The following is a 22,137-nucleotide window of genomic DNA, read 5'->3' as shown; positions in this document are numbered from 1 at the left end:
GTCATGGAGCTGCACCACGAGTTCACCGTGCCGGTCCCGGTCGACGACGCCTGGCGGACGCTCCTCGACATCGAGCGGATAGCACCGTGCATGCCCGGGGCGACCGTCGAGGAGTACGACGGAAAGACCGTCACCGGTTCGGTGAAGGTCAAGGTGGGCCCGATCACCGTGACGTACAAGGGCACCGCGGTCTTCGAGGAGCAGGACGAGACCGCACACCGCGTGGTGCTGACCGCGAGCGGCCGGGAGACCCGCGGCCAGGGCACCGCTCGCGCCACGGTGACCGGCAGCCTGGCCGAGCGCGACGGCGGTACGGCCGTGTCGGTGCGGACCGATCTGACGGTGACCGGGCGTCCGGCGCAGTTCGGGCGCGGTGTGATGGCTGAGGTGGGCGACCGGCTCGTCGGCCGGTTCGCCCAGTGCCTGTCGGAGCGGATCGCCGAGCCTGCCGAAGCGGAGGCTCAGCCCCCGCAGGAGAGTGAACCCCTCGACCTGTTCCGTACGGCGGGGGTGCCGGTGGCCAAGCGGGCGGCGGTGGCGGTCGCGGCGGTGGTCGTGGTGGCGATCGTGTTCGCGCGGGTACGGCGGTGTCGGCGGGGTTGATGTCCTACTGGACCTGTCTTCCGGGGAGTTGATCCCCGGGATCAGTCTTTTCCGGAGCTGACCGCCCTCAGGCTCCGTTGCTCCGGTGGTCCGCGAGGATCGCCTCCAGGTGCTTCAGCGCTGCCGTGGCCCGGGCCGGATGGTCCCGGAAGAAGGGGTCGTCGGGTACGGGGAGCGATCCCGCGAGGCCCAGCCGCGGCCCCGCGCCCGGGTCGCGTCGTCGGCACCGACCGCCTCACGGAAGACGTCCCGTGCCCGCGCGGGCAGGATCTTCATGGAGCGGCCCGGAATCCTGTGGCTGTTCCCATCACTTCTCGCCACCCGGACCCAGTGCGCCCGGCAGCACGAGCAGAGCGAGCACCGCGGCAGCCGCGTAGAGGCCCGCGGCTCCGAGGGCGACGGCGTGGAAGCCCCGTACGAACCGTGTCTCGTCGCCGGGCTGTCCGGCGACCGCGCCCGCCACCGCGATGCCTATCGCGCCACCGGTCTGACGTGCGGTGTTGTTCATCGCGGAGGCCAACCCCGAGCGTTCGGGCGGGACGGCCGAGATGGCCGCGGCCACGACCGCCGGGGTCAGGAAACCCATGCCGATGCCCCACAGCAGGAACGCGGGCAGCAGGACGAGGTACGGGGAGTGCGGTGCGGCCAGGACCAGGAGCGCGAGCCCTGCCGTGGCCACGAGCAGACCCGCGGCGGCCGGCAGGCGGGAGCCGATCCGGCTGGTGATGCGTCCGCCGAAGGGCGCGATGACGGCGAGCGGGGCGAACAGCGGTATCACCGCCGCGCCCGCGAGCAGCGCGGAGCGGTCCTGGACCGACTGGAGGAACAGCATCAGCACGAAGAGCGTGCCGAGCGTGCCCATGTTCATGATCCCGGCCACCACGTTCGCCGCGTCGAAGGCGGGTCGCCGCAGCAGCGGGAGGGGCAGCATCGCGTCGTCCCCGCGGCGCAGTTCGGCGACGGCCAGCGCCGGCACGGCGAGGACGGCGAGCCCCGCGGCCGCAAGCACCTGCGGGGCGGTGGCGCCCGCGCGTCCGCCCTCGATGAAGGCGTACGTCGTCGCCAGCAGCAGGAGGCTGCCGAGCAGCACTCCGGGTACGTCCAGGCGCCGGGCCTGCTCCTCTCTGCTCTCCCGCACGATCGCGGCGGACCACACCAGGGCGACGAGCACGATCGGCACGTTCAGCAGGAAGATCGCCCGCCAGCCGAAAGCCTCGGTGAGGGCGCCGCCGAGCAACGGGCCGGCGGGCAGCGCCAGGCTTCCGATACCGGCCCAGACGCCGATCGCCCGGGCGCGTGCCGAACCGTCGGGAAACGCGCGGCTGATGATGGCCAGCGTGCCCGGCAGCAGCAGTGCGGCGCCCACGCCCTGGACCACCCGTGCGGCTGTCAGCACGGCCACGTCCGGGGCGAGTCCGCAGGCCAGCGAGCCCGCGCCGAAGACGACGAGCCCGGCGAGCACCACGCGCCGGTGTCCGTACAGGTCCCCGGCCGTCCCGCTGGTCAGCATGAGGGCGGCGAGCGCCAGCGCGTAGCCGTCCACCACCCACTGGAGGCCGCCTATGTCGGTGCCGAGGCCCGCACCGATGGCGGGCAGCGCGACGTTGACGACGGTGACGTCGAGCAGCACCAGGAAGTACCCGGCGCACATGACGAGCAGTACGGTGCGCGGCGAGCCCTCGTGCCGTCCGGGGCTCACCGCGCGCCGCAGAAGCGTTGCCGGTGATCCAGTCATGGTTCCTTGGTAACAGGACGGTCTGACAACGCTGCCGGGTGCCCTTGCCCCGCTGTCCCCAAACCGGCGGCTACCTCGGGGGCAGCCGGTGCAGCAGTACGTCCTTGAGCAGGCCGTCGGCCACGGTGGCGGTCATGTAGGTGCAGTGGGGCTGCCGGCGCCGGTCGGTCGGGGAACCGGGGTTGAGCAGGCGCAGGCCGCCGGGGGCTGTCGTGTCCCAGGGAATGTGGCTGTGCCCGAAGACCAGCACGTCGAGGTCGGGGAACCGGGCAGCGCAGCGCGCCTCCCGGCCCTGCGCCGGGCCCGTCTCGTGCACGACCCCGAAGCGCAGCCCGCCCAGCTCGGCGTACGCCACTTCGGGCAGCCGGGCACGCAGCGCCGGCCCGTCGTTGTTGCCGTACACGCCGACGACTCTGCGGCAGCGGGCCTCAAGCAGGTCGAGGGTGTCCGTGTCGACCCAGTCCCCGGCGTGGAACACGACGTCGGCGCGCGGGAGTTCAGCCAAGAGCCTGGCGGGCAGCTCCTTGGCGCGCTTGGGGAGGTGGGTGTCGGTCGTCAGGAGAACGCGCACGCAGGCAGCCTAGAGAGAGGGTGTCGGCGCCGCGGGATGGGCGTGCCGCCCGGTGCGTCGGTGAGGTCCTGCGGCCGACGCCGCACCACCTGGGCGGACCGGCCGCCGGGCCGTCCCCGGGGCGGTGCCGGTCGGGGAGTACCGCGCTCGTGATGATCGGCTCAAGGCCGTCGTCGTCGCCGGGCCCGTCGAGCTGTACACCGGGGCCGGGGCCATCACCCGTACGGCCGAACTCGCCGAAGCCTTCCGCTCCCACGGCCTGCCCGTCCTCCTGATGCGGGGCCGCACCGTCCGGCGGCGTACCGACCGAGTGCTGGGACGTGATCGTGGCCCAACTGCCCGTCCCCCCAGGGGACATCAGCGTCTCCAAGCGCAACTGGGGGTCTTCCACGGCACCGGTCACGCCGATCGTGCGGACGGGCATCGCCACCAGGCGACCGACCCGGCCGCCGGGGACCGCCCGGAGAAGGGTCCGGAGTGGGGCGGAGCCCCCGGCGGAGATAGCATCTGGCCACCGTACCCACACATTCGGCGAGCGACCCGAGGGGGCTCGGAAGCCCGATGCCGGTCAAGGTCAGCGTCATCGTCCCCGTCTACAACCCGGGGCCCTACATCGAGGACTGCATCACCTCGTTGCTGAAGCAGTCCCTGCCACCCGACGAGTACGAAGTGATCTTCGTCGACGACGGCTCCACCGACCGGACGCCGGCCCGGCTCGACGCGCTTGCCGCGCAGGAGCCCAGGGTCCGGGTGATCCACCAGGAGAACTCCGGCTGGTCTGGCAAGCCGCGCAACGTCGGCATCGCCGCCTCACAGGGCGAGTACGTCATGTTCGTCGACAACGACGACCGCCTGGGCGACGAGGCCCTGGACCGGATGTACGGCTACGGGGTGGCCAACGGCGCCGACGTCGTCGTCGGCAAGATGGCCGGCCAGGGCCGCGGGGTGCCGGTGGAGCTCTTCCGCCGCAACCGGCCGCGGGCCACTGTGCGGGACGCCCCGCTCATCGACAGCCTCACCCCGCACAAGATGTTCCGCCGGGCCTTCCTCGACGAGATCGGCCTGCGCTTCCCCGAGGGCAGACGGCGCCTGGAGGACCACGTCTTCGTGACGGAGGCGTATCTGCGCGCGGCCAACGTGTCGGTGATCGGCGACTACGTCTGCTACTACCACATCCGGCGCGACGACTCCTCCAACGCGGGCTTCCAACAGTTCGACCCGGTCGGGTACTTCAAGAACCTGCGGGAGGCGCTGGACGTCGTCGACCAGTACACCGAGCCGGGCGAGGTGCGCGACAGCCTGCACCGGCGCTGGCTGCGCGTGGAGATGGTGGAGCGGCTGCGCGGCAACCGTCTCCTCGCCCAGCCGGACGACCACCGGCGCAAGCAGTTCGAGGAGATCCGCCAGGTCGTCGTCGAGCGCTTCGGCCCCGGTGTCGCCGCCGGACTGCAGCCGACGCAGCAGGTCGTGGCCGCGCTCGTCGCCGCCGACCGGTACGACGACGTGGTGGCCTTCGCCGAGTGGGAGACCGGGCTCGGCCTCTCGGCCCGGCCCGGGACCGTCGAGTGGCAGGACGGCAGGCTGCGCTTCGACTTCGCCGCCGAGCTCGCGGCGGGCGGTGCGGCGCTGACGTTCCCCGGCGGCGGGGTCCGCACCCGGCTGGACGGCCCGCCGAAGGACCTCGGCGAGGCGATTGCCTGGGTGGGTGCCGACACCGTCGCCCGGTTCGGACAGGCCGCCGTGGACCTGCTGGTGCGCGAACGCTCAAGCGCCGCCCAGTACTTCCAGCCCATCGAGGTCACCCGGGAGATCGTGCCGGTCGAGGACAGCGGGCAGGTGCGACTGGTGCTGCGTGCGACGGCCACTGTCGACCCGGCCGCCGCGGTGGACGGCGCGCCGCTGCGCGCCGGGCTGTGGGACACGTACGCCCGCGTCAGGCTGGGTGGCTGGAGCAAGACGTCCCGCGTGGGCCCGGGCCCACGCAAGGCCCGAGCCGCCACGTCCGCGGGGGTCGTGGGCGGGCGGGTGGTCCTGCCGTACTGGACCGACCAGCACGGCAATCTCTCCCTGGACGTCGACCGGGCGAACCAGCGCGTGGGCCTCAGCAGGCTCGACCCCGAGGCCGTGAGCGTCTCGCGGGGCCTGCTGCGCGCGCCCCTGCCGCTGCACGTCCCGGCCGCGACGCCCGTGCTGCTGAGGCTGACCTCGCCCGACAGGCCGGCGGCGGTGGACGTGGCCGGCACACTGTCCCCGGCCGGGGACGCGGCCCTGCTGGAGGTCGCCCCGAACGTCGCGGACCTCAGCGGCGCGACCTGGCGGACCGCTCTGTGCGCGGCCCCGGACGCCGCCGAGCCACGCTTCCTGCCGCTGCCGCTCGCCCTGCGCGCGGACACTGACTCGATCAAGGTTGTACGGACTCCCAGGCCCTCGGCCGTACGGCGGCTGGCCCGCAGGGCGCGGCGTGCGCTCGCCGCGGTCCTCAGACGGCGCGCGGCTTCCCGGGCAGCCAAGGCCCAAAAGGCGTGAAAACGTACAATCTCTGAACATAGCGGGCACGCGGGCGCTGGAGCCGCAGAGACGAGGCCACCGGCTACGGCCCGTCGCGCGCGCCTTCCCCGACGAGCGGGGCAGCTTGGACGACCGGCCCCGCGGCGAGGAGTTCCGCGAGGCCACCGGCTACGGCCCGTCGCGCGCGCCGGCCGACTGCCCGGTCTCGGCTCGTCCGCCTTCGCGGTGGGGCGGCGGGGTGCGCCGCGACTCCGACGCCCGGCACACAGAGGTCCGCTCGACGGGGTGCGCGCCGGGGCCTGAACACGGCGTGCGCCCCTCGGCCCGGCTTGGGCATCGCCCGGCCTGAGGGCATCGCTGAGGTGCCGTCGCCGAAGGACGCGCAGGCGCCGTCGTCGGCAGAGGCCCGGCGGACCGGGCTGCTGCCGCCGTACGAGGCCTGCACCGCCCGTTACGAGAAAGTTCGCGGCCGGCCGTTCAGCGGTCGGCCGTCAGGCCTTCCAGGGCCTTGCGCAGCGGTTCCCAGCCGCGGGAGCGGCCGAGACCGCGACCGCGGGCGCGGGCCAGCGGGCGCCAGAAGTCGGCCTCCAGGAAAGTTTCCGGCTTGACCGCCTTCACCCGCTCCAGGACCGCCTCGGGCACCTTCTGCGGGTCGGGCACCTCGAACTCGGCGATGATCTCGTCGTACTTGTCCTTCAGTACGGTGTTCTCGGGGTCCGCACCGAAGACGATCAGCTGGCCGGTGGGCGCGGTGTCGACGAGGACGGTCACCAGGTCGGGCCGGTAGCGGTTCAGAATCTCGATGACCTTGTAGACGTCGCCGGTCCAGGCATTGGTGTGCCGGTCGCGGGCCGCCTCGTCGATGCTGCGCGGCAGCATGTCGTCGAAGACGATCACACTGGACCAGTCGGAGTGCTTCTCGATGTTGATGAAGTCCCGCAGCGCGTACTCGAAGAGGTGCATGCCGTCGATGAACGCCAGGTCGAGCGTGGTGCGCCGCCAGTAGCCGAACGGGCTGCGGCCCCGGCGCAGGTTGCGCAGGGGGTGGCGGCCGCCCTTGAGATGGGCGAGGGGGTTGTCGCGGGCGAAGAAGTCGTCACTGGTGGCCTTCACCAGGTGGACGTCGCACCGGACCTCCGTGACCACCTTGAAGGCGGGGTCGACCGCAATGCTGGGGACGCGGGACAGCGTGAGACTGCGGCCGTCGTTGACTCCGATCTCCAGGTAGTTGCGGTTGGCGGTGGCCTTGTGCAGGCCCCGCAGGAACTCATGGCGTTTCACGCAGGGGACTCCTTGCGGATCGGGGGAAGTGCTTCGTACAGGGCGGATCGCCGGTCGCGCAGCGGCGGCAGACCCGGCTCCTGCCGGCGATCGTGGGCGAGGACGCCGTACTCGGGGCGGGGCCCGGGGCGCGGGAAGGCCCCGCTGCCCACGGGCCGCACCCGGTCGGGGTCCGTGCCCGGGCCGGTGAAGACCTCTCGGGCCAGTTCGTACCAGGAGGCCTCGCCGGAGCTGGTGGCATGGAAGACACCACTCGCGCCCCGGCCCGCGTGCGGGCCGAGGTCGGCGAGGCGTGCGGCGACGTCCGCGCTCCACATGGGCTGCCCGCGCTGGTCGTCGACGACGTCGAGAGCGTCGCGGCGGGACTCCAGGTCGATCATCGTGCGGACGAAACTACGCCCGTAAACGCCCTAGAGCCAAGCCGTTCGCACGATTGCGCTCGATGTGGGAAGCTCCTCGGCCACGGCAGGCCCGCCGGAGAGTTCGTCCGGCCGTAGGCGGTGCGCGGAGCGGCGGCATGATCCGCGGAATACGGGGTAGCAGTGTCGCGGCCAAGACGCAGGTCGGTGGAGATGTGGATCAGGCGGCGCCGTGGGCCGCGCAGGGGCGGGCGAGACCGCGGGCTCGGTCGCCGTTGATCCGGAGGGCCCGTTCCCAGTCGGACTCGGCGTCGTCGACCGGCCGTGCACGGGGCGCAGTTGACGACTGGGGCGTGGCGGTGGCCGCCCAACGCCCCCTCGACGGGGTTCTGTTGGGTGATGCCGAGAGCCGCGCGATCCAGCCACACGACGTCCTCGCCGCGCCGGACCGGCTCAGCGGCCGTGTCGACGACGTTCCCGGTGTCCTTGTTTCTCCTCCAGGCCCACGACCTGGCCGAGGGCGCTGCCGCCTCGACGATGACGCCGGCCTCGGTGGTGCCGGCCGCGGCAAATTCCAACCCGCGGAAGAGGACGGGCTCGTTGGCGACGGACACGGGCACGGGCTGTTCGGCCGATGGGTGCGTGTGCCTTCATCTGCTTCGCCAGGTCTTTGCTCACCAAGTCGCGATCCCTCGGAATGGGATCGCGACCGATGAGCCGGCGCGGGTGACGCGCCGGTGGATCAGTCCTCGCCCCGCACGATGTTCCCCTCCGGGCACAGCTGGTCCGTTCGGGTGGTGCCCTGTTCGAGAACCGCCGGAACGCAGGTGCGCAGTACGCCCTTGCCCCGCAGCCGCCGGGCCCTCGCCCAACCGGTCTCCGGTCGACGGATCACGGGCTTGTCAGTGGTCTGCGGCGTCACGGCGGCTCATCTTCCTTCTGCTTCAGTACCTGCCGAACGGGTCCCCTTCGACACCCCGGCCAAACGCCGTACGCGGCCGGCGGGCACAGGAACCTGCCCCGGACAGTCCCCAGTTCGACGCTCAGGCCGTGCCCAGCGCTCCGCGAAGGGTGCCGATCGCCTGGGTGATGGCGGCCTGAGCGGCGTGGGTCCGGCGCAGGGCCTCAAGCATCACGAAGTCGTGGATGATGCCCTGGTAGCGGACCGCGGTGACCGGGACGCCCGCCTCGCGCAGCTTGTTCGCGTAGGCTTCGCCCTCGTCGCGCAGGACGTCGGCCTCACCGGTGACGACGAGGGCGGGCGGCAGACCGGTGAGCTGCTCGGTGGAGGCCCGCAGCGGCGACGCGGTGATCTGGGCGCGCTCCGCCTCGTCCGTCGTGTACTGGTCCCAGAACCACTGCATGGCGTCCCGGCGCAGGAAGTAGCCCTCGGCGAACTGGTGGTAGGACGGGGTGTCGAAGCTCGCGTCGGTCACCGGGTAGAAGAGCACCTGCTGGACCAGCGGAACGTCGCCGCGCTGCTTGGCCATCAGGGTCAGGGCGGCGGTCATGTTGCCGCCGACGGAGTCACCGGCCACGGCGATGCGTGAGCCGTCCAGGCCCTTGGAGGCCCCCTGCTCGACGACCCACTTCGCGACCGCGTAGTTCTGCTCGATGGCGACCGGATAGCGGGCCTCGGGCGAGAGGTCGTACTCGGGGAAGACGACCGCGGCGCCGGTGCCGACGGCGAGTTCGCGCACCAGCCGGTCGTGGGTGTGGGCGTTGCCGAAGACCCAGCCCGCGCCGTGGATGTAGACGATCACCGGGAGGGCGCCGGTTGCCCCAAGGGGGCGGACGATGCGGGCGCGGACCTGGCCGGTGGGACCGCCGAGGACGCTGATCCACTCCTCGTCGACCGCGGGCTTCTCGATCTCGCCGGACTGCACCTCGTCGACGGCCTTGCGGCCCTCGGCCGGGCCGAGATCGAACAGATAGGGCGGATTGGCGGTGGCCTCGGCGAAGGCCTGGGCGGCGGGTTCGAGGACGGGGCGGGGTGCGGTGGCGCCGGTCATGACGGACTCCTCGGATCGGGTGCCGCGGAGTGCGGCACACCATGGGGAGAGTAGTGCACGATTAAATCGCACACAACTAATACGTGCAGTATCTATTTGCGCTCGATATAATCGAACGGACCCGAACGATAGGCTGGTGATCGCCGTGCACAGGACAGCAACCGGGAGCCACACCGTGAGCCCAGCCGCAGCGGAACCGAGCGAGGGCTCGCTCCTCCTTGACGACCAGCTCTGCTTCGCCCTGTACGCCGCCTCCCGCGCCGTCACCGCGCGCTACCGCCCGCTGCTGGACGAACTCGGCCTCACGTACCCGCAGTACCTGGTCATGCTGGTGCTCTGGGAGCAGGACTCGATCTCCGTGCGTGACCTGGGGGCCGCGCTCCAGTTGGAGTCCAGCACCCTGTCTCCGCTGCTGAAGCGACTGGAGGCGAACGGGCTGCTGCGCCGCGAACGGCGCGTCGACGACGAGCGGTCGGTCGCCCTCCGCCTCACCGAGGGCGGCCATCGGCTGCGGGAGCGGGCGGGCCAGGTCCCCCTGGCCATCGGTGACGCCATGGGCCTGACCCCGGAGCAGGACACCCTGGCCAAACAGCTACTGCGCCTGATCACCGCCAACGTCACGGACTGAGCCCGAGCTCCGCCCACACCTGTTTGCCACCGCTGACCGGCACTGTCCCCCATGCCTCCGACATGGCCTCGACGAGGAGAATGCCGCGGCCGCCGGTGGCCTCCCAGCCGATGCTGGTCGGCTTCACAGGGGTGCGCGGCGAGGAGTCGGCGGCCGAGACCCGCAGGCGGTTGTCGAGAAGCATGAGGTCGAGGCGGACCTGGCCGTCGGTGTGCACCAGGGCGTTGGTGACGAGTTCGGAGACGACGAGGAGTACGGCGTCCATGTCGTCCCGGGTCACGCCCCAGGCGCGGAGGGTGCGGCGGGTGAAGCGGCGGGTGTGTCCGACCGCCTCGGGGACGCGCCAGACCGTCCAGCTCTCGCGCAGCGGACGCAGCGCCATGCCGTCGTAGCGCAGCAGGAGCAGGGCGACGTCGTCGCTGCGCCGGGCGCTGCCGAGGAGGGCGTCCGCGACCAGGCCGAGGTGGGCGGGGTCGGATGCGGACAGTTCCTGGGCGAGGCGCTCCATGCCGTCGTCGATGTCGGCCTCGGCGGACTCGACGAGCCCGTCCGTGGTGAGGGCGACGACCGTGCCGGGCTGCAGGCGGAGCGCGCTCATCGGGAAGTCGGCCTGGGCGACCACGCCGAGCGGCGGCCCGCCGTCCGACTCGGGCACCTCGGTGCTGCCGTCCGGGTGGCGCAGCACCGGCGGCAGATGGCCCGCGCGGACGTACCAGGCGGAGCCCTCCTCCATGTCGACGTCGACATAGCAGCAGGTGGCGAAGAGGTCGGTCTCCATGTCCGTCAGGAGCCGGTTGGCGTGGGAGACGACCACGTCCGGCGGGTGGCCCTCGACGGCGTAGGCGCGCAGCGCGGTGCGCATCTGGCCCATGAGGGTGGCGGCGCTCGCGTTGTGGCCCTGGACGTCGCCGATGACGAGGGCGACGTGATTGTCGGGCAGCGGGATCACGTCGTACCAGTCGCCGCCGACCTCCAGACCGGCCGTGGTGGGCAGATAGCGGGCGACGGCGACCGCTCCGGGCAGCTTGGGCAGACGGCGCGGCAGCAGCTGGCGCTGGAGCATGCCGACGAGTTCGTGTTCGGCGTCGAAGGCGTGGGCGCGCATCAGCGCCTGGCCGGCCAGTCCCGCGGAGGCGGTGAGCAGGGCGCGTTCGTCGGGGCCGAAGTCGTGCGGGGCGTCCCAGCCGATCAGACAGGCGCCGGCCATGCGGTTGCCGGCGGGCAGCGGGAGGACGGCCAGTCCGCCCGGGCCGACCTCGGCGAGGGCGGGCTCCAGTGGGGTGCCGGCGGGCCAGATGCGGGCGCGGCCCTCGCGCAGGGCGGCGGCCAGGGTGGGCATGGCGCGCACGGGAGCGTCGGGCCACTCGGTGCGCCACTCCAGGCGCCACAGCTCGGGCCAGGACTCCGGTTCGGCCGGGTCGAGGACCGTGACGACGAGCCGGTCCCCCTCCAGTTCGGCGAGCGCGATCCGGTCGGCCTGCAGCGGCTTGCGCAGGGCGGAGACGACGGCCTGGCTGACGTCGCGGACGGTGCCGGCGGTGGCGAGCGTGGCCGCGAGGCGCTGGACTCGGGCCACGTCGGTGACCTCGGAGCGCAGCTTGGAGGCGTCGGCGACCGTACCCACGAGGGTGGCGGGCCGGCCCTCGCCGCCGGGCAGCAGACGCCCGCGCAGCCGCAGCCACTTGGGCGGGCCGGCGGGCTGCAGCACCCGGAACTCCAGCTCGCGGTCGCCGATGGACATGTGGTCGGCCTCGACCACGGACATCAGCGAGGGCAGGTCCTCCGGCACCGTCAGGCCCAGCAGGATCTCGACCCTGCCGTCGAACTCGGCACGGGTGAGGGCGAACAGCTCCAGGATGTCGTCGCCGACCTCGACCCGGCCGCTGTCCATGGCGAGGCTGAACGCGTCGGCCGGCAGCTCGCTGCCCTCGGTGGAGGGGGCGGGGGCGGGGCAGCCGACGGCGTCGGCGATGAGCTCCAGGCACTTGCGGTCCTCGGTGTCGAAGCCGTCGGGCCGCTCGCTGACGGCCAGCAGGCAACCGCCGCCGTCGCCCCCGCGAGCGGGCAGCGCCGCCAGGAAGAAGTCCCGCGGCGGCGTCCGCCGTGCCTCGGCGTCCTGCGCCAGTTCCTCCGGGCCGAGCCACACCGGGCTCCCGGTGCGGTGGCTGTCGGCCACCGGGGAGCCGCCGGAGCGCGGGTAGCTGTCGCGCAGCCCGAACAGCGTCCTCGGTACGCCCGCCGACTCGACCAGGCACAGCAGGTCGCCGTCCTCCTCCGGTGTGTAGACGGCGGCGAACGCCGCCCCGGCGAAGACCAGCGCCTGTTCCAGGACCCGGCGCACCCGTTCGGGTGGGGCGGGACCGGACGTGAGCGCTTTCAGGGCGTCTTCGGCACGCAGAGTCCTCGTTCTGCGTGTCTCGGCGCCCTCACTGACCACGTCCGCAATTACAGCGCGTATGGGACGCCTGCGCAGCCCCTGTGAGCATTCCGTGGAGGCCATCGGGGGCGCCGACTCGAAAGGCGCCGAACATGTCTTGACGCGTGCGTATCGCACGGTGATCTCGTGACGGGCGTGACTGTCCCGGGCCTCGGACGGCTGGAAGTGTCGGTGCCGGGCCACGGAGGGGGATCGATGGACAAGCGGTACGAGGTGTACGCACTCGCGGACAGACACTTCTACGAGACGCCGGACCGGCTGGCGGCTGCCGGACAGCAGACGGCACCGCTCTTCGAGACCGCCCGCCGTGAGGTGCCGGAGGGCTGGGAGTCGGCGCGGATCGGCGACTGGCTGACGCTGACGCCGCTCGGCGCGGACGGCAGCCCGTCGGCGGGCCCGGCGCAGGGCTGGAAGATCCACGCCTCGGCCACCCGGGCGAACGCGGAGCGGATCGCGGAGATCGTGTGGGACTACTGCGTGCCGCGCCGGATCCCGTTCAAGTTCGTGCCCGGACCGCACCTGCTGCACCTGCGCAACACGAAGTACGCGGCGCGCGACACCAGCGGCAAGTTCGTCACGGTCTATCCGGCCGACGAGGAGCAGCTCCACCGGGTGCTGCGCGAACTGGGCCGGTTGCTGGAGGGTTTCGAGGGGCCGTACATCCTCACCGACCTGCGCTGGCACGAGGGCCCGCTCTACGTCCGCTACGGCGCTTTCGCGCGCGCCTTCGTCGTCGACGAGCGGGGCTCGCTCGTGCCGGCGGTGCGCGACGGCGCGGGCACGCTGGTGCCGGACCGGCGAGCGCCGTCCTTCCAGGTGCCGGAGTGGGTGACGCTGCCGGCGTTCCTGGAGCCGCATCTGGCGGCCCGCAACACCACGACGGTGGGCGAGCTGCCGTATCGCATCGAGAAGGCGCTGCACTTCTCCAACGGCGGCGGGGTGTACTCGGGCACCGACACCCGGGACGGGCGCAAGGTGGTACTCAAGGAGGGGCGGCCGCACGCGGGGCTGGCCTCCGACGGCGCCGACGCGATCACCCGGCTGGAGCGCGAGAAGCAGGCGCTGGAGCAGGTGGCGGGGACCGGCGTGGTGCCGGAGGTGCGGGACTGGTTCGAGCTGGGCGACCACCGGTTCCTGGTCATGGACTTCCTGGAGGGGCGCCCCCTCAACTCCTTCTTCGCCGAACGGCATCCGCTGCTGACCCCCGACCCGGATCCGGAGGCCGTCGCGCGCTACTCGGCGTGGGCGGTGCGCATCCACGGGGCGGTGGAGCGTGCGGTGGAGGCGGTGCACGCGCGCGGGATCGTCTTCAACGACCTGCACGTCTTCAACATCATGGTCGCGCCGGACGAGGAGTCGGTGTCCCTGCTGGACTTCGAGGCGGCGGCGCCGGTGGCTGCGAGCGGCCGTCAGGTCGTCGCCCACCCCGGCTTCTTCGCCCCGCCCGACCGGACGGGCACCGACGTCGACCGCTATGCGCTGGCCTGCTTACGCCTCGCGCTGTTCCTGCCCGTCACCACCTTGTTCGTCGTCGACCGCGGCAAGGCGGCCCACCTGGCCGAGGTGATCGCCGAGCAGTTCCCGGACGTGCCACGGGAGTTCCTGGACGAGGCGGTCGCGGAGATCACGCGGGGCGCCGGTGTGGGTGCCCCGGCGCTGGTGCGGCCCGGCGACTGGCCGCACAGCCGTGACTCGATGGTCAAGGCGGTCCTCGCCTCGGCCACACCGGAGCGCGACGACCGGCTCTTCCCGGGCGACATCGCCCAGTTCTCGGACGGCGGCGGACTCGGGCTCGCCCACGGCGCGGCCGGAGTGCTGTACGCGCTGGCCGAGACCGGCGCCGAACGGTACGAGGAGGGCGAACGCTGGCTGCTCGCCCACACGGACCCGGCGCCTGTCGGCACACCGCTCGGCCTGTACGACGGGCTCGCGGGCGTCGCGCACGTCCTGGACCGGCTCGGCCACCGGCAGCGGGCCCTGGACCTGGTCGAGGGCATCCTCGCCGAGAAATGGCAGAACCTCTCCTCCACCCTGCACGGCGGCCTGGCCGGCCTCGGCCTCGTCCTCGGCCAACTGGCAAGCGCCACCGGCGAGCCGGAGCTGCGCGATCGGGCCGCGGAGGCCGCGGAGATCCTCGTACGACGACTCGCCGAGCCGGTGCCGGACGCGCCCCGGCGGCGGGCCGGGCTACTGCGGGGCGCAAGCGGGCCGGCCCTGTTCCTGCTACGGCAGTACGAGTGGACCAGCGACGCAGCGCTGTTGGAGGCGGCCGGGGTGGCGCTGCGCCGGGACCTGGACTGCTGCGTCGTGCAGAAGAGCGGCGGCGGCCTGGAGGTCGACGAGGGCTGGCGGACCCTGCCCTACCTCGGTGACGGCAGCGCGGGCCTCGGCATGGTCCTCGACGACTATCTCGCACACGCCGCCGACGCGGAGTTCGACAAGGCACGCTGCGGCATCCTCACCGCCGCCACCTCCCGCTTCTACGCACAGCCCGGCCTCTTCCAGGGCCGCGCCGGCATGATCCTGCACCTCGGCCGCACCACGGACCCGAGCGCCACGGACCGACACCTGGCCGAGCAGATCGCCGCGCTCGGCTGGTACGCGATGGCGTACGAGGGCCAACTGGCCTTCCCCGGGCACCAGATGATGCGGCTGTCCATGGACCTCGCCACCGGAACGGCAGGATGTCTGCTCGCCCTCGCGGCGGCCACCGGTGACAGCGCCCACCTGCCGTTCCTCCCGCCGCTGCGGCGGCCCCGATGACGCGGCTCCGCAACCTGACGGAGCCGTGACCCAACCCCGTCCCCACGGGTGAACACACAGATGGAAGGACACGAAATGGCACTGCTCGACCTGCAGACGATGGAATCCGACGAGCACACCGGCGGTGGCGGCGGCGCCAGCACCGCGAGCCTGCTCTCCTGCATCAGCGCAGCGAGCGTTCTGCTCTGTCTCTGACGGCACCGTGCACCCACGGCTCCGGGCGGTCCGCTCCCGCGAGGGAGGGGCCGCCCGGGGTCCTGCGCTCCCCCGACCCCGGATGCGAGGCCGCAGCCGTATGACGACTCGTGCCGACGCCGCCCCCGCCGCCGCGTTGCTGAACTCCGCGACCCGGCACAGCGGCGCGCGCTGCATCGCCCTCTGCCTGATGAGCACGGCGTCGACCGGTGCGGGGCTCCTGCTGCCGGCCGCGCTCGGCCGCGCCCTCGACCTGCTCCTGGCACACTCCCCCGCGACCCGCTGGGTGCTGTACTGCGCGGGGATCGTGCTGCTGCTGGCCCTGCTCGACGCCTGCGAGACCGTGCTGGGCGGCACCGTAGACGCCCGGACGGCGGCGTGGCTGCGGCGGCGGCTGACGGGGCACGTGCTGGCCGTCGGCCCGCGTGCCGCCACCCGCTTCGGGCCCGGCGATCTCGTCGCCCGCCTCGTCGGCAACGCGGCCCAGGCAGGAACCGCTCCGGCCGCCCGAGCCGCACTGCTCGCCGCGCTGGCCGGTCCCGTCGGGGGCGTCGTGGCGCTCGGCCTGATCGACCCGTGGCTGGCGGCCGTGTTCCTGGCCGGAGGACCACTCCTGACGCTCCTTCTGCGCACCTTCGCCCGTGACACGACACGCTGTGTGGCGGACTACCAGAAGGTGCAGGGGCGGATCGCGGGCGCGCTGGCGGAGGCGGTGGCCGGGCATCGCACCATCGCCGCCGCGGGTACGGCGGGCAAGGAGACGGCTCGCATCCTGCGCCCCCTGCCCGAACTGTCCCGCGCGGGCCACCGCATGTGGCGGGTGCAGGGGCGGGCCGCGGCACAGGCGAGCGCCGTGGCGCCGCTGCTGCAGCTGGGCGTCATCGCGGTCGCCGGAGTGCTCCTCACCCGGCACCGGCTGTCGGTCGGCGAGGTGCTTGCGGCCTCCCGGTACGCGGTCCTCGCGGCGGGCGTCGGCGTGCTGGTCGGCCAGTTCGCGAGTCTGGCCCGGGCCAGGGCGGCCGCCGGGCGCCTCGACGAGGTACTGGCGGAGCCGGCCGTGACCTATGGAGACCGCCGGCTTCCGCCCGGCCCCGGCCACTTGGAGCTGCGCGGCGTGACGGCGCGGCGCGGCGACCGCACCCTCCTCGACGGCGTCGACCTCGTCGTCCCCGGCGGCACGACACTCGCCGTGGTCGGCCGTTCCGGCACGGGCAAGTCGCTGCTCGCCGCACTCGCCGGACGCCTGGCCGACCCGGACGGCGGAGAAATCCTGCTCGACGGCGTCCCCCTCCGCCAACTGACCCACACCGACCTGCGCCAATCCGTCGGATACGCCTTCGAGCGCCCCGCCCTCCTCGGCACCACGATCGAGGACACGCTGGCGCTCGGTCCGCAGCCCCCCTCCCCCGCACGGATCCGCGAGGCGACGCGCCTGGCCCGCGCCGACGACTTCGTCCACCGCCTGCCGAAGGGCTACGCCACCGCGTGCGCCGACGCGCCCCGTTCCGGCGGCGAGTCCCAACGCCTGGGCCTGGCCCGGGCCTTCGCCCACGACGGCCGCCTGCTCATCCTCGACGACGCCCTCTCCAGCCTCGACACGGTGACGGAAGCACAGATCGCCGAGGCCCTGACGCAGGGCTCGGACCGCACCCGGCTCCTCATCGCCCATCGGGCGGCCACGGCCTCCCGGGCGGATGCGGTGGCGTGGCTGGACGGGGGGCGGGTGCGGGCGGTGGGGACGCATGCGCAGTTGTGGCGGCTGGCCGGGTATCGGTCGGTGTTCGGGGATGGGGGCCCGGCGTGAACGGCGCGGGCTACGAGGGTGGTCGCGGGCTTCGGCGGGGCGGAGTCGTCCCGCCGCACGGTTCCCATGAGCAGCCGGGCGCGGGACGTGCCGTGAGGGCGGGCGTGGAGACGTGGCGGGGCGCCGGCTTCCGGGCCGTGGCCGGGAACGGAGCACCGGCATGAACGACCGGGGCGGCGCGCGGCGAGGTACGTCCATGACCGGGGGGATCGCTGTGCGCGGTCTCCGTTTCCTGCGGGACCGCCGGCGGGTCGTGGTGCGGCTCGCCGGGTGGTCCGTGCTGGAGACGGGGCAGACCTTCGTCACCGGGTACGCCCCGGCGCAGGCACTGGACGCGGGGTTCCTGGCCGGGCGGGCCGAGGTCGGGCTGGCCTGGCTCGGGGTGGCCGGGCTCGGTGTCGTCGTGGGTGCGTACGGGACCGGGCGGGTGTACGCGGCCGTCGCCGAGCTGGTGGAACCCCTGCGGGACCGGCTCGTCGCAAAGGTGGTCGGGCGCGGGGTGCGGGAGGCCGACGGCGGGGCGCTGTCGAGGCTCACCCAGCAGGTGGAGATCGCGCGGGACACCTTCGCCGGGCTCGTGATGGTGTCGCGGTCGTTCGTGTTCACGGCGGTGGGGGCGTTCGTCGGGCTGTTCTCGCTCGCCCCGCTGCTCCTGCTGGTCGTGGGGCCGCCGTTGGTTGCCGGGGTGGCCGTGTTCGCGGCGTCGCTGCGGCCGTTGGCCCGGCGGCAGGAGGCGTTCCTCGTCGCGGACGAGGCCCTGGCCGACCGGCTGGGGGCCGTCTGCCCGGCGCTGCGGGACATCACCGCCACCGGAGCCGAGGAGCGCATCGCCGCCGACACCGGGGAACGCGTCGACGCCGAACTGCGGGCCGCCCGCTCCCTCGCCCGCTGGGGCGTCCTGCGCATCGCGTCGCTCGCCATCGGCGGCCAGCTCCCGATGGTTGTGCTGCTCGCCGCCGCTCCCTGGCTTCTGTCCCGGGGCGTCACCACGGGTGCCCTGGTCGGCGCCCTCGCCTACATCACCCAGTCCCTCCTCCCGGCCCTCCGCAACCTCGTCCACGGCCTGGGCTCGAGCGGCTCACGTCTGACGGTGGTCCTACGCCGGCTGGCCCAGCCCCACGGGCCCAGCACCGACCGGCCGGCCCCGGATCGAACCGGAACAGACAACCACGGCGGCCACCGCGAATCGGCTCTGCCCAGCCCGGCACCGGCCGACCGGCCCACCCCCTCAACAACCACCGCCGATCAGCGCGGCAAGGCGCCATCCGCACCCGGCGAGCAAGGCGGACGTCCGACCACTGCGCCAGGCCATTCGCCGCCCCCAGCCACACCGGGCGACCACCCCCACCAGGTCCCCGCCGCACCGAGCCACCCCCTCCAGGGGATCCCGCGGCCCCCGGCTCCCCACGACACGACCGCCGCCCCCGCCCTCTCCCTCACCTCCGTCACCTTCGCCTACAGCCCCACCGCCACTCCCGTGATGGAGAACCTGGACCTCACCCTTCCTCCCGGCTCCCACCTTGCCGTCGTCGGTCCCAGCGGTATCGGGAAGTCCACGCTCACCGCTCTGGTCGCGGGACTGTTGGAACCGCGACGCGGGACGATCCTGGTGGGCGGGGAGCCGGTGCCGTCGGCGGCGGCCGCTGGGCAGCGGGTGCTCATTCCCCAGGAGGCGTACGTCTTCACCGGCACCGTCGCCGACAACCTCGCCCACTTCCGGCAGGACCCCGTGTCCGAGGCGGAGCTGGTCGCGGCGGCCGAAGCCGTCGGGCTCGGTCCGCTGGTCGACGCGCTCGGCGGGCCCGGCGCCGAGATCGACCCCGCGGTGCTCTCCGCGGGCGAACGGCAGCTCATCGCGCTGGCCCGCGCCTATCTCTCGGACGCCCCCCTCGCCCTGCTCGACGAGGCGACCTGTCATCTGGATCCGCAGGCCGAGGAACGAGCGGAGCGTGCCTTCGCGCAGCGGCCGGGCGGCACCCTCGTCGTGGTCGCGCACCGCATCAGCTCGGCGCGGCGGGCCGACCGCGTGCTGGTCATGGACGGGCGGGGCACGGCGTGCGGAACCCACCACGAGCTGCTGGAGACCTCGCCGCTTTACCGGGAGCTCGTCGGCAGCTGGGCACCCGTACCGTCACAGCCAGCCCTCCCCCTGCGAGATGCGGATCGCGTCGATGCGGTTGCGGGCCCCGGTCTTGCGGGTGATGGCCGCCATGTAGTTGCGCACGGTCCCGTGGGACAGGTGCAGACTCCCCGCGATCTCCGCGACGGAGGCGCCCTCGGCGGCCAGGGATAACACGCTCAGCTCCCGGCGGGTCAGCGGCATCTCGGCGGCCTTGAGGAACCCGAAGCCCAGCGAGTCGTTGACGAAACGTTCCCCCTTGGCGACCCGCCGGATCCCGTGCACGAGGTGTTCCGGTGAGGCCTCCTTGTCGACATAGCCGAGTGCCCCCGCCTCGATCGCCCGTTTCAGCAGGCCGGGCCTGTTCGCACTGGCAAGCACGAGAAGTCCCGGCGGCGCCGTGCCCGGGCCCCGGGAGCGCAGCTCGCCCAGCGGCGGGATGCCGTACGCGTCGGCGCACTCCAGGTCCGCCGCGCAGACATCGGGCCGCAGGGATCTCACCCGGCCGGGTGCACTGCGCCACGCCGTGTCCTCCACTCCGAGGTCGGGCTCCCGGCGCAGCCAGTCCGCCAGCACCGACCGCACCAGACACTCGTCATGCACCAGAAGTACCCGGATCACTGCCGCCCCTCAGCTGTCCGTCCGCGGTCGCATTGTGTTGAACGCGTGCCCATTGTTGGCGCCCGCGACCGTTCATGGGCGCGAAGAACCGGCCAAGAGGGGGCGCGGGGGCGCACAGGCGGCGCCCGCACACCGTCCCGCGCATCAACTGAGGGGGCATGCTCCGGGGGCAGGGGGGTACGCGGGGTCTCTTCACCGGGCCGGGGGCTGTCGTGTGCCCGTACGCGGGCCGGGCGGCGCCCTCCCGGCCACCGCTCGCCGTGCGCGAGCGGCCGCCAGGGGGCAGATTGATCCCTGGGACCCGTCGCCCGGCCGTGCGAGGAGGTGGTCGGCGTGTCCGACGGGCAGACGTCCGCACAGGCGCCGGCGGCCGCGAGGACGCGGGTGGGCCGCCCCCTGCTGTCCCTGGCGCTGGCCTCGATGATGGACGACGTCCACGCGCACTCCGGCGCCGTGTATCTGCTGTCGCCCGCCGAACCCGTACTGGAGATGGCCGTGATGGCGGGCCTGCCCCGGGCCTTCGCCGCGCCCTGGGAGCGGGTGGGGCTGAGCGCGCCGATCCCGGTCTCCGAGGCGGTGCGGGAGCGACGGCTGGTGTGGGTGGGCGGCGAGGAGGAGATGGCGGCCCGCTATCCGCGCATCGCCGTGGTGCTGCCCTACCCCTTCGCGCTGGCCGCGGTACCGGTGGCCACCGGCTCGACCGCGTACGGCGCCGTCTTCGTGACCTGGCCCGGCACCCATCCTCCCGACCTGTCCGACCGCGAGCGGGAGCATCTGACGGCGGCCTGCGACCGGCTCGCCAAGCGGCTGGAGCGGGCCCTCGATGAGAGACACCCGCTGCTGCCCGAGCCCGATCTGCTCGGCGTCCCGCCGATGGGCGGCGCGGCCGGGACGCTCGGCACGGTGGAGGCGGCACGGATGGTGTCCCGGCTGCCGTACGGACTGTGCTCGCTCGATCTGCACGGCCGGGTCGCCTTCGCCAACGCCGCGGCGGCCGAGCTGATCGGACTCCCGGTCAGCAGGCTGCTGGGCACACAGCTGTGGGCGTCGGTGCCCTGGCTCAACGACCCCGTGTACGAGGACCGCTACCGGGCCGCGCTGATGAGCCAGCAGACCACCTCGTTCGTGGCGCTGCGCCCGCCCGGGGACTGGCTGTCCTTCCGGATGTATCCCAGTACGACCGGGCTCAGTGTCCGGGTCACCCGGGCGCGGGCGGTGGCAGAGATGAACCGGGCAGGGCCGCAGCCCGGCGACGCCCCGTCCCGGCTGGTCACCATCTCCCAGGTGCTGACGCTGGCCGGTGCGCTGACCGAGGCGGTGGGGGTGCAGGACGTGGTGCAACTGGTCGCGGACGAGATCGCGCCGGCCGTCGGCAGCCAGGCGCTGGTGGTTCTCGGCTCCCGGGCGGGGCGGCTGCACGTACTGGGGCACCGCGGGTATCCGGACGCGCACGTCGTGGAGCGGTTCGACGGACTGCCGCTCGCGGAGCCGACGCCGGGCACGCACGCCCTCAACACCGGGGTGCCCGCGTTCTTCGACTCCCGGGAGCAGCTGGAACGCCTGTACCCGTCGCGGCACGCCACCCCGGACTCCTTCGCGGCCTGGGCCTATCTGCCGTTGATCGCCTCGGGACGCCCGGTGGGCACCTGTGTGCTCGCCTATGCCGAACCGCATCCGTTCCCCGCGGACGAGCGGGCGGTGCTGACGAGCCTGGGCGGTCTGATCGCGCAGGCCCTGGAGCGGGCCCTGCTCTACGACGCCAAGCACCAGTTGGCGCACGGCCTGCAGGCGGCCCTGCTGCCGCACTCGCTGCCGCCGTTGGCCGGCATCGACTCGGCCTCCCGCTATCTGCCCGCCACGCACGGCATGGAGATCGGCGGCGACTTCTATGACCTGGTGCCGACGCGGGGCGGGGCGGCGGCGGTCATCGGGGACGTGCAGGGCCACAACGTGACCGCCGCCGGGCTGATGGGGCAGATCCGCACCGCCGTCCGCGCCTACACGACCGTCGGACAGGCCCCCGAGGAGGTCATGGGCAGCACCAACCGGCTGCTGATCGACCTCGGCGCCGATCTGTTCGCCAGCTGTCTGTATCTACGGCTCGATCCCGCGCGCGGGCGCGCCGTGATGGCCCGGGCGGGTCATCCACCGCCGCTGCTGCGCCGCCCCGACGGGCGGGTACGGGTGCTCGACCTCGCCGGCGGCCCGCTGCTCGGCATCGACGGCTCCGCCACCTACCCGACGACGGAGGTCGACCTCGCTCCCGGCTCCGTACTGGCCCTCTACACGGACGGGTTGATCGAGTCCCCCGGCGTCGACATCGAGGACGCTCTCGCCGGCCTCGGCGAACGCCTCACGGAAGCGGGCGAGTTGCCCCTGGACGAGCTGGCCGACCATCTCGTACACCACAGCACGGCCGCGCGCGAACGGCTCGACGACGTGGCGCTGTTGCTGCTGCGGGCCCGTTGACGTCCCCCGGACGCGACCTGTGGACGCGGGCT

The 22,137-nt window shown here is 73.3% G+C and carries 15 protein-coding genes and 1 pseudogene; 8 read left to right on the top strand and 8 right to left on the bottom strand.

Going from position 1 to position 22,137, the window contains the following annotated elements; all coding sequences use genetic code 11:
- Positions 1 to 3 precede the first annotated feature (3 nt).
- The gene (locus tag LJ657_RS12745) at positions 4 to 603 is read left to right on the top strand and encodes an SRPBCC family protein (RefSeq protein WP_232648662.1); all 600 of its coding nucleotides are present in this window, start codon (positions 4 to 6) and stop codon (positions 601 to 603) included.
- 307 nt (positions 604 to 910) lie between these two features.
- Here LJ657_RS12745 and LJ657_RS12735 read toward each other — a convergent pair whose 3' ends face one another.
- Together LJ657_RS12735 and LJ657_RS12730 are read right to left on the bottom strand one after the other, a co-directional pair.
- A complete protein-coding gene (locus LJ657_RS12735; protein WP_232648661.1) occupies positions 911 to 2,338 on the bottom strand; it encodes an MFS transporter in 1,428 nt (475 codons plus the stop codon).
- Positions 2,339 to 2,408: 70 nt separating this feature from the next.
- Positions 2,409 to 2,909: a metallophosphoesterase family protein gene (locus tag LJ657_RS12730; protein WP_232648660.1), complete on the bottom strand. Its 501-nt coding sequence runs from the start codon at positions 2,907 to 2,909 to the stop codon at positions 2,409 to 2,411.
- Positions 2,910 to 3,470: 561 nt separating this feature from the next.
- On the opposite strand from LJ657_RS12730, the gene LJ657_RS12725 reads away from it, so the two are divergent.
- The gene (locus tag LJ657_RS12725) at positions 3,471 to 5,435 is read left to right on the top strand and encodes a glycosyltransferase family 2 protein (RefSeq protein ID WP_232648659.1); all 1,965 of its coding nucleotides are present in this window, start codon (positions 3,471 to 3,473) and stop codon (positions 5,433 to 5,435) included.
- A gap of 459 nt (positions 5,436 to 5,894) precedes the next feature.
- Here LJ657_RS12725 and LJ657_RS12720 read toward each other — a convergent pair whose 3' ends face one another.
- The 4 genes from LJ657_RS12720 to LJ657_RS12705 form a co-directional block, all read right to left on the bottom strand.
- The gene (locus tag LJ657_RS12720) at positions 5,895 to 6,698 is read right to left on the bottom strand and encodes a class I SAM-dependent methyltransferase (protein WP_232648658.1); all 804 of its coding nucleotides are present in this window, start codon (positions 6,696 to 6,698) and stop codon (positions 5,895 to 5,897) included.
- Complete coding sequence (locus LJ657_RS48555) at positions 6,695 to 7,078, bottom strand: sugar nucleotide-binding protein (RefSeq protein WP_308117026.1); 384 nt, start codon at positions 7,076 to 7,078, stop codon at positions 6,695 to 6,697. Before LJ657_RS48555 ends, LJ657_RS12720 begins: the two co-directional genes overlap by 4 nt.
- Positions 7,079 to 7,799: 721 nt before the next feature.
- Positions 7,800 to 7,979: a hypothetical protein gene (locus tag LJ657_RS12710; RefSeq protein ID WP_232648657.1), complete on the bottom strand. Its 180-nt coding sequence runs from the start codon at positions 7,977 to 7,979 to the stop codon at positions 7,800 to 7,802.
- Between the two features lie 121 nt (positions 7,980 to 8,100).
- Complete coding sequence (locus tag LJ657_RS12705; protein ID WP_232648656.1) at positions 8,101 to 9,069, bottom strand: alpha/beta hydrolase; 969 nt, start codon at positions 9,067 to 9,069, stop codon at positions 8,101 to 8,103.
- Between the two features lie 175 nt (positions 9,070 to 9,244).
- Here LJ657_RS12705 and LJ657_RS12700 point away from each other — a divergent pair, with 175 nt between their 5' ends.
- A complete protein-coding gene (locus tag LJ657_RS12700) occupies positions 9,245 to 9,697 on the top strand; it encodes a MarR family winged helix-turn-helix transcriptional regulator (RefSeq protein ID WP_232648655.1) in 453 nt (150 codons plus the stop codon).
- Here the strand turns inward: LJ657_RS12700 and LJ657_RS12695 are convergent.
- Positions 9,687 to 12,134 carry a SpoIIE family protein phosphatase gene (locus tag LJ657_RS12695; protein WP_232648654.1) on the bottom strand — a complete coding sequence of 816 codons (2,448 nt, stop codon included), beginning with the start codon at positions 12,132 to 12,134 and terminating at the stop codon, positions 9,687 to 9,689. The genes LJ657_RS12700 and LJ657_RS12695 overlap by 11 nt on opposite strands.
- A 195-nt stretch (positions 12,135 to 12,329) precedes the next feature.
- Here LJ657_RS12695 and lanKC point away from each other — a divergent pair, with 195 nt between their 5' ends.
- The 4 genes from lanKC (at position 12,330) to LJ657_RS48550 (ending at position 19,189) form a co-directional block, all read left to right on the top strand.
- Positions 12,330 to 14,897 carry a class III lanthionine synthetase LanKC gene (lanKC, locus tag LJ657_RS12690; RefSeq protein ID WP_232648653.1) on the top strand — a complete coding sequence of 856 codons (2,568 nt, stop codon included), beginning with the start codon at positions 12,330 to 12,332 and terminating at the stop codon, positions 14,895 to 14,897.
- Between the two features lie 75 nt (positions 14,898 to 14,972).
- Positions 14,973 to 15,092 carry a SapB/AmfS family lanthipeptide gene (locus tag LJ657_RS12685; RefSeq protein ID WP_232648652.1) on the top strand — a complete coding sequence of 40 codons (120 nt, stop codon included), beginning with the start codon at positions 14,973 to 14,975 and terminating at the stop codon, positions 15,090 to 15,092.
- Between the two features lie 100 nt (positions 15,093 to 15,192).
- Positions 15,193 to 16,896, top strand: coding sequence for an ABC transporter ATP-binding protein (locus tag LJ657_RS12680; RefSeq protein ID WP_232648651.1), 1,704 nt, complete (start codon positions 15,193 to 15,195; stop codon positions 16,894 to 16,896).
- Between the two features lie 196 nt (positions 16,897 to 17,092).
- A complete protein-coding gene (locus LJ657_RS48550; RefSeq protein WP_372487908.1) occupies positions 17,093 to 19,189 on the top strand; it encodes an ATP-binding cassette domain-containing protein in 2,097 nt (698 codons plus the stop codon).
- On the opposite strand, the pseudogene LJ657_RS12670 reads toward LJ657_RS48550, so the two are convergent.
- A pseudogene (locus LJ657_RS12670) lies at positions 19,112 to 19,591 on the bottom strand (response regulator transcription factor); the annotation flags it as partial. The gene LJ657_RS48550 and the pseudogene LJ657_RS12670 sit on opposite strands and share 78 nt — an antisense overlap.
- A gap of 369 nt (positions 19,592 to 19,960) precedes the next feature.
- On the opposite strand from LJ657_RS12670, the gene LJ657_RS12665 reads away from it, so the two are divergent.
- A complete protein-coding gene (locus tag LJ657_RS12665; protein WP_232648649.1) occupies positions 19,961 to 22,105 on the top strand; it encodes a PP2C family protein-serine/threonine phosphatase in 2,145 nt (714 codons plus the stop codon).
- Positions 22,106 to 22,137: the final 32 nt, after the last annotated feature.

Source organism: Streptomyces guryensis (genome assembly GCF_021261325.1).
GTDB classification, from domain to species: Bacteria; Actinomycetota; Actinomycetes; order Streptomycetales; family Streptomycetaceae; genus Streptomyces; species Streptomyces guryensis.
Note: the sequence above shows the minus strand (reverse complement) of the source record. Positions and strands in the feature narration are given on the sequence as shown.

Coding starts and splice junctions, on each gene's coding strand:
- LJ657_RS12745 (WP_232648662.1), top strand. CDS start 4: ATGGAGCTGCACCACGAGTTCACCGTGCCGGTCCCGGTCGACGACGCC.
- LJ657_RS12735 (WP_232648661.1), bottom strand. CDS start 2,338: ATGACTGGATCACCGGCAACGCTTCTGCGGCGCGCGGTGAGCCCCGGA.
- LJ657_RS12725 (WP_232648659.1), top strand. CDS start 3,471: ATGCCGGTCAAGGTCAGCGTCATCGTCCCCGTCTACAACCCGGGGCCC.
- LJ657_RS48555 (WP_308117026.1), bottom strand. CDS start 7,078: ATGATCGACCTGGAGTCCCGCCGCGACGCTCTCGACGTCGTCGACGAC.
- LJ657_RS12705 (WP_232648656.1), bottom strand. CDS start 9,069: ATGACCGGCGCCACCGCACCCCGCCCCGTCCTCGAACCCGCCGCCCAG.
- lanKC (WP_232648653.1), top strand. CDS start 12,330: ATGGACAAGCGGTACGAGGTGTACGCACTCGCGGACAGACACTTCTAC.
- LJ657_RS12685 (WP_232648652.1), top strand. CDS start 14,973: ATGGCACTGCTCGACCTGCAGACGATGGAATCCGACGAGCACACCGGC.
- LJ657_RS12680 (WP_232648651.1), top strand. CDS start 15,193: ATGACGACTCGTGCCGACGCCGCCCCCGCCGCCGCGTTGCTGAACTCC.
- LJ657_RS48550 (WP_372487908.1), top strand. CDS start 17,093: ATGACCGGGGGGATCGCTGTGCGCGGTCTCCGTTTCCTGCGGGACCGC.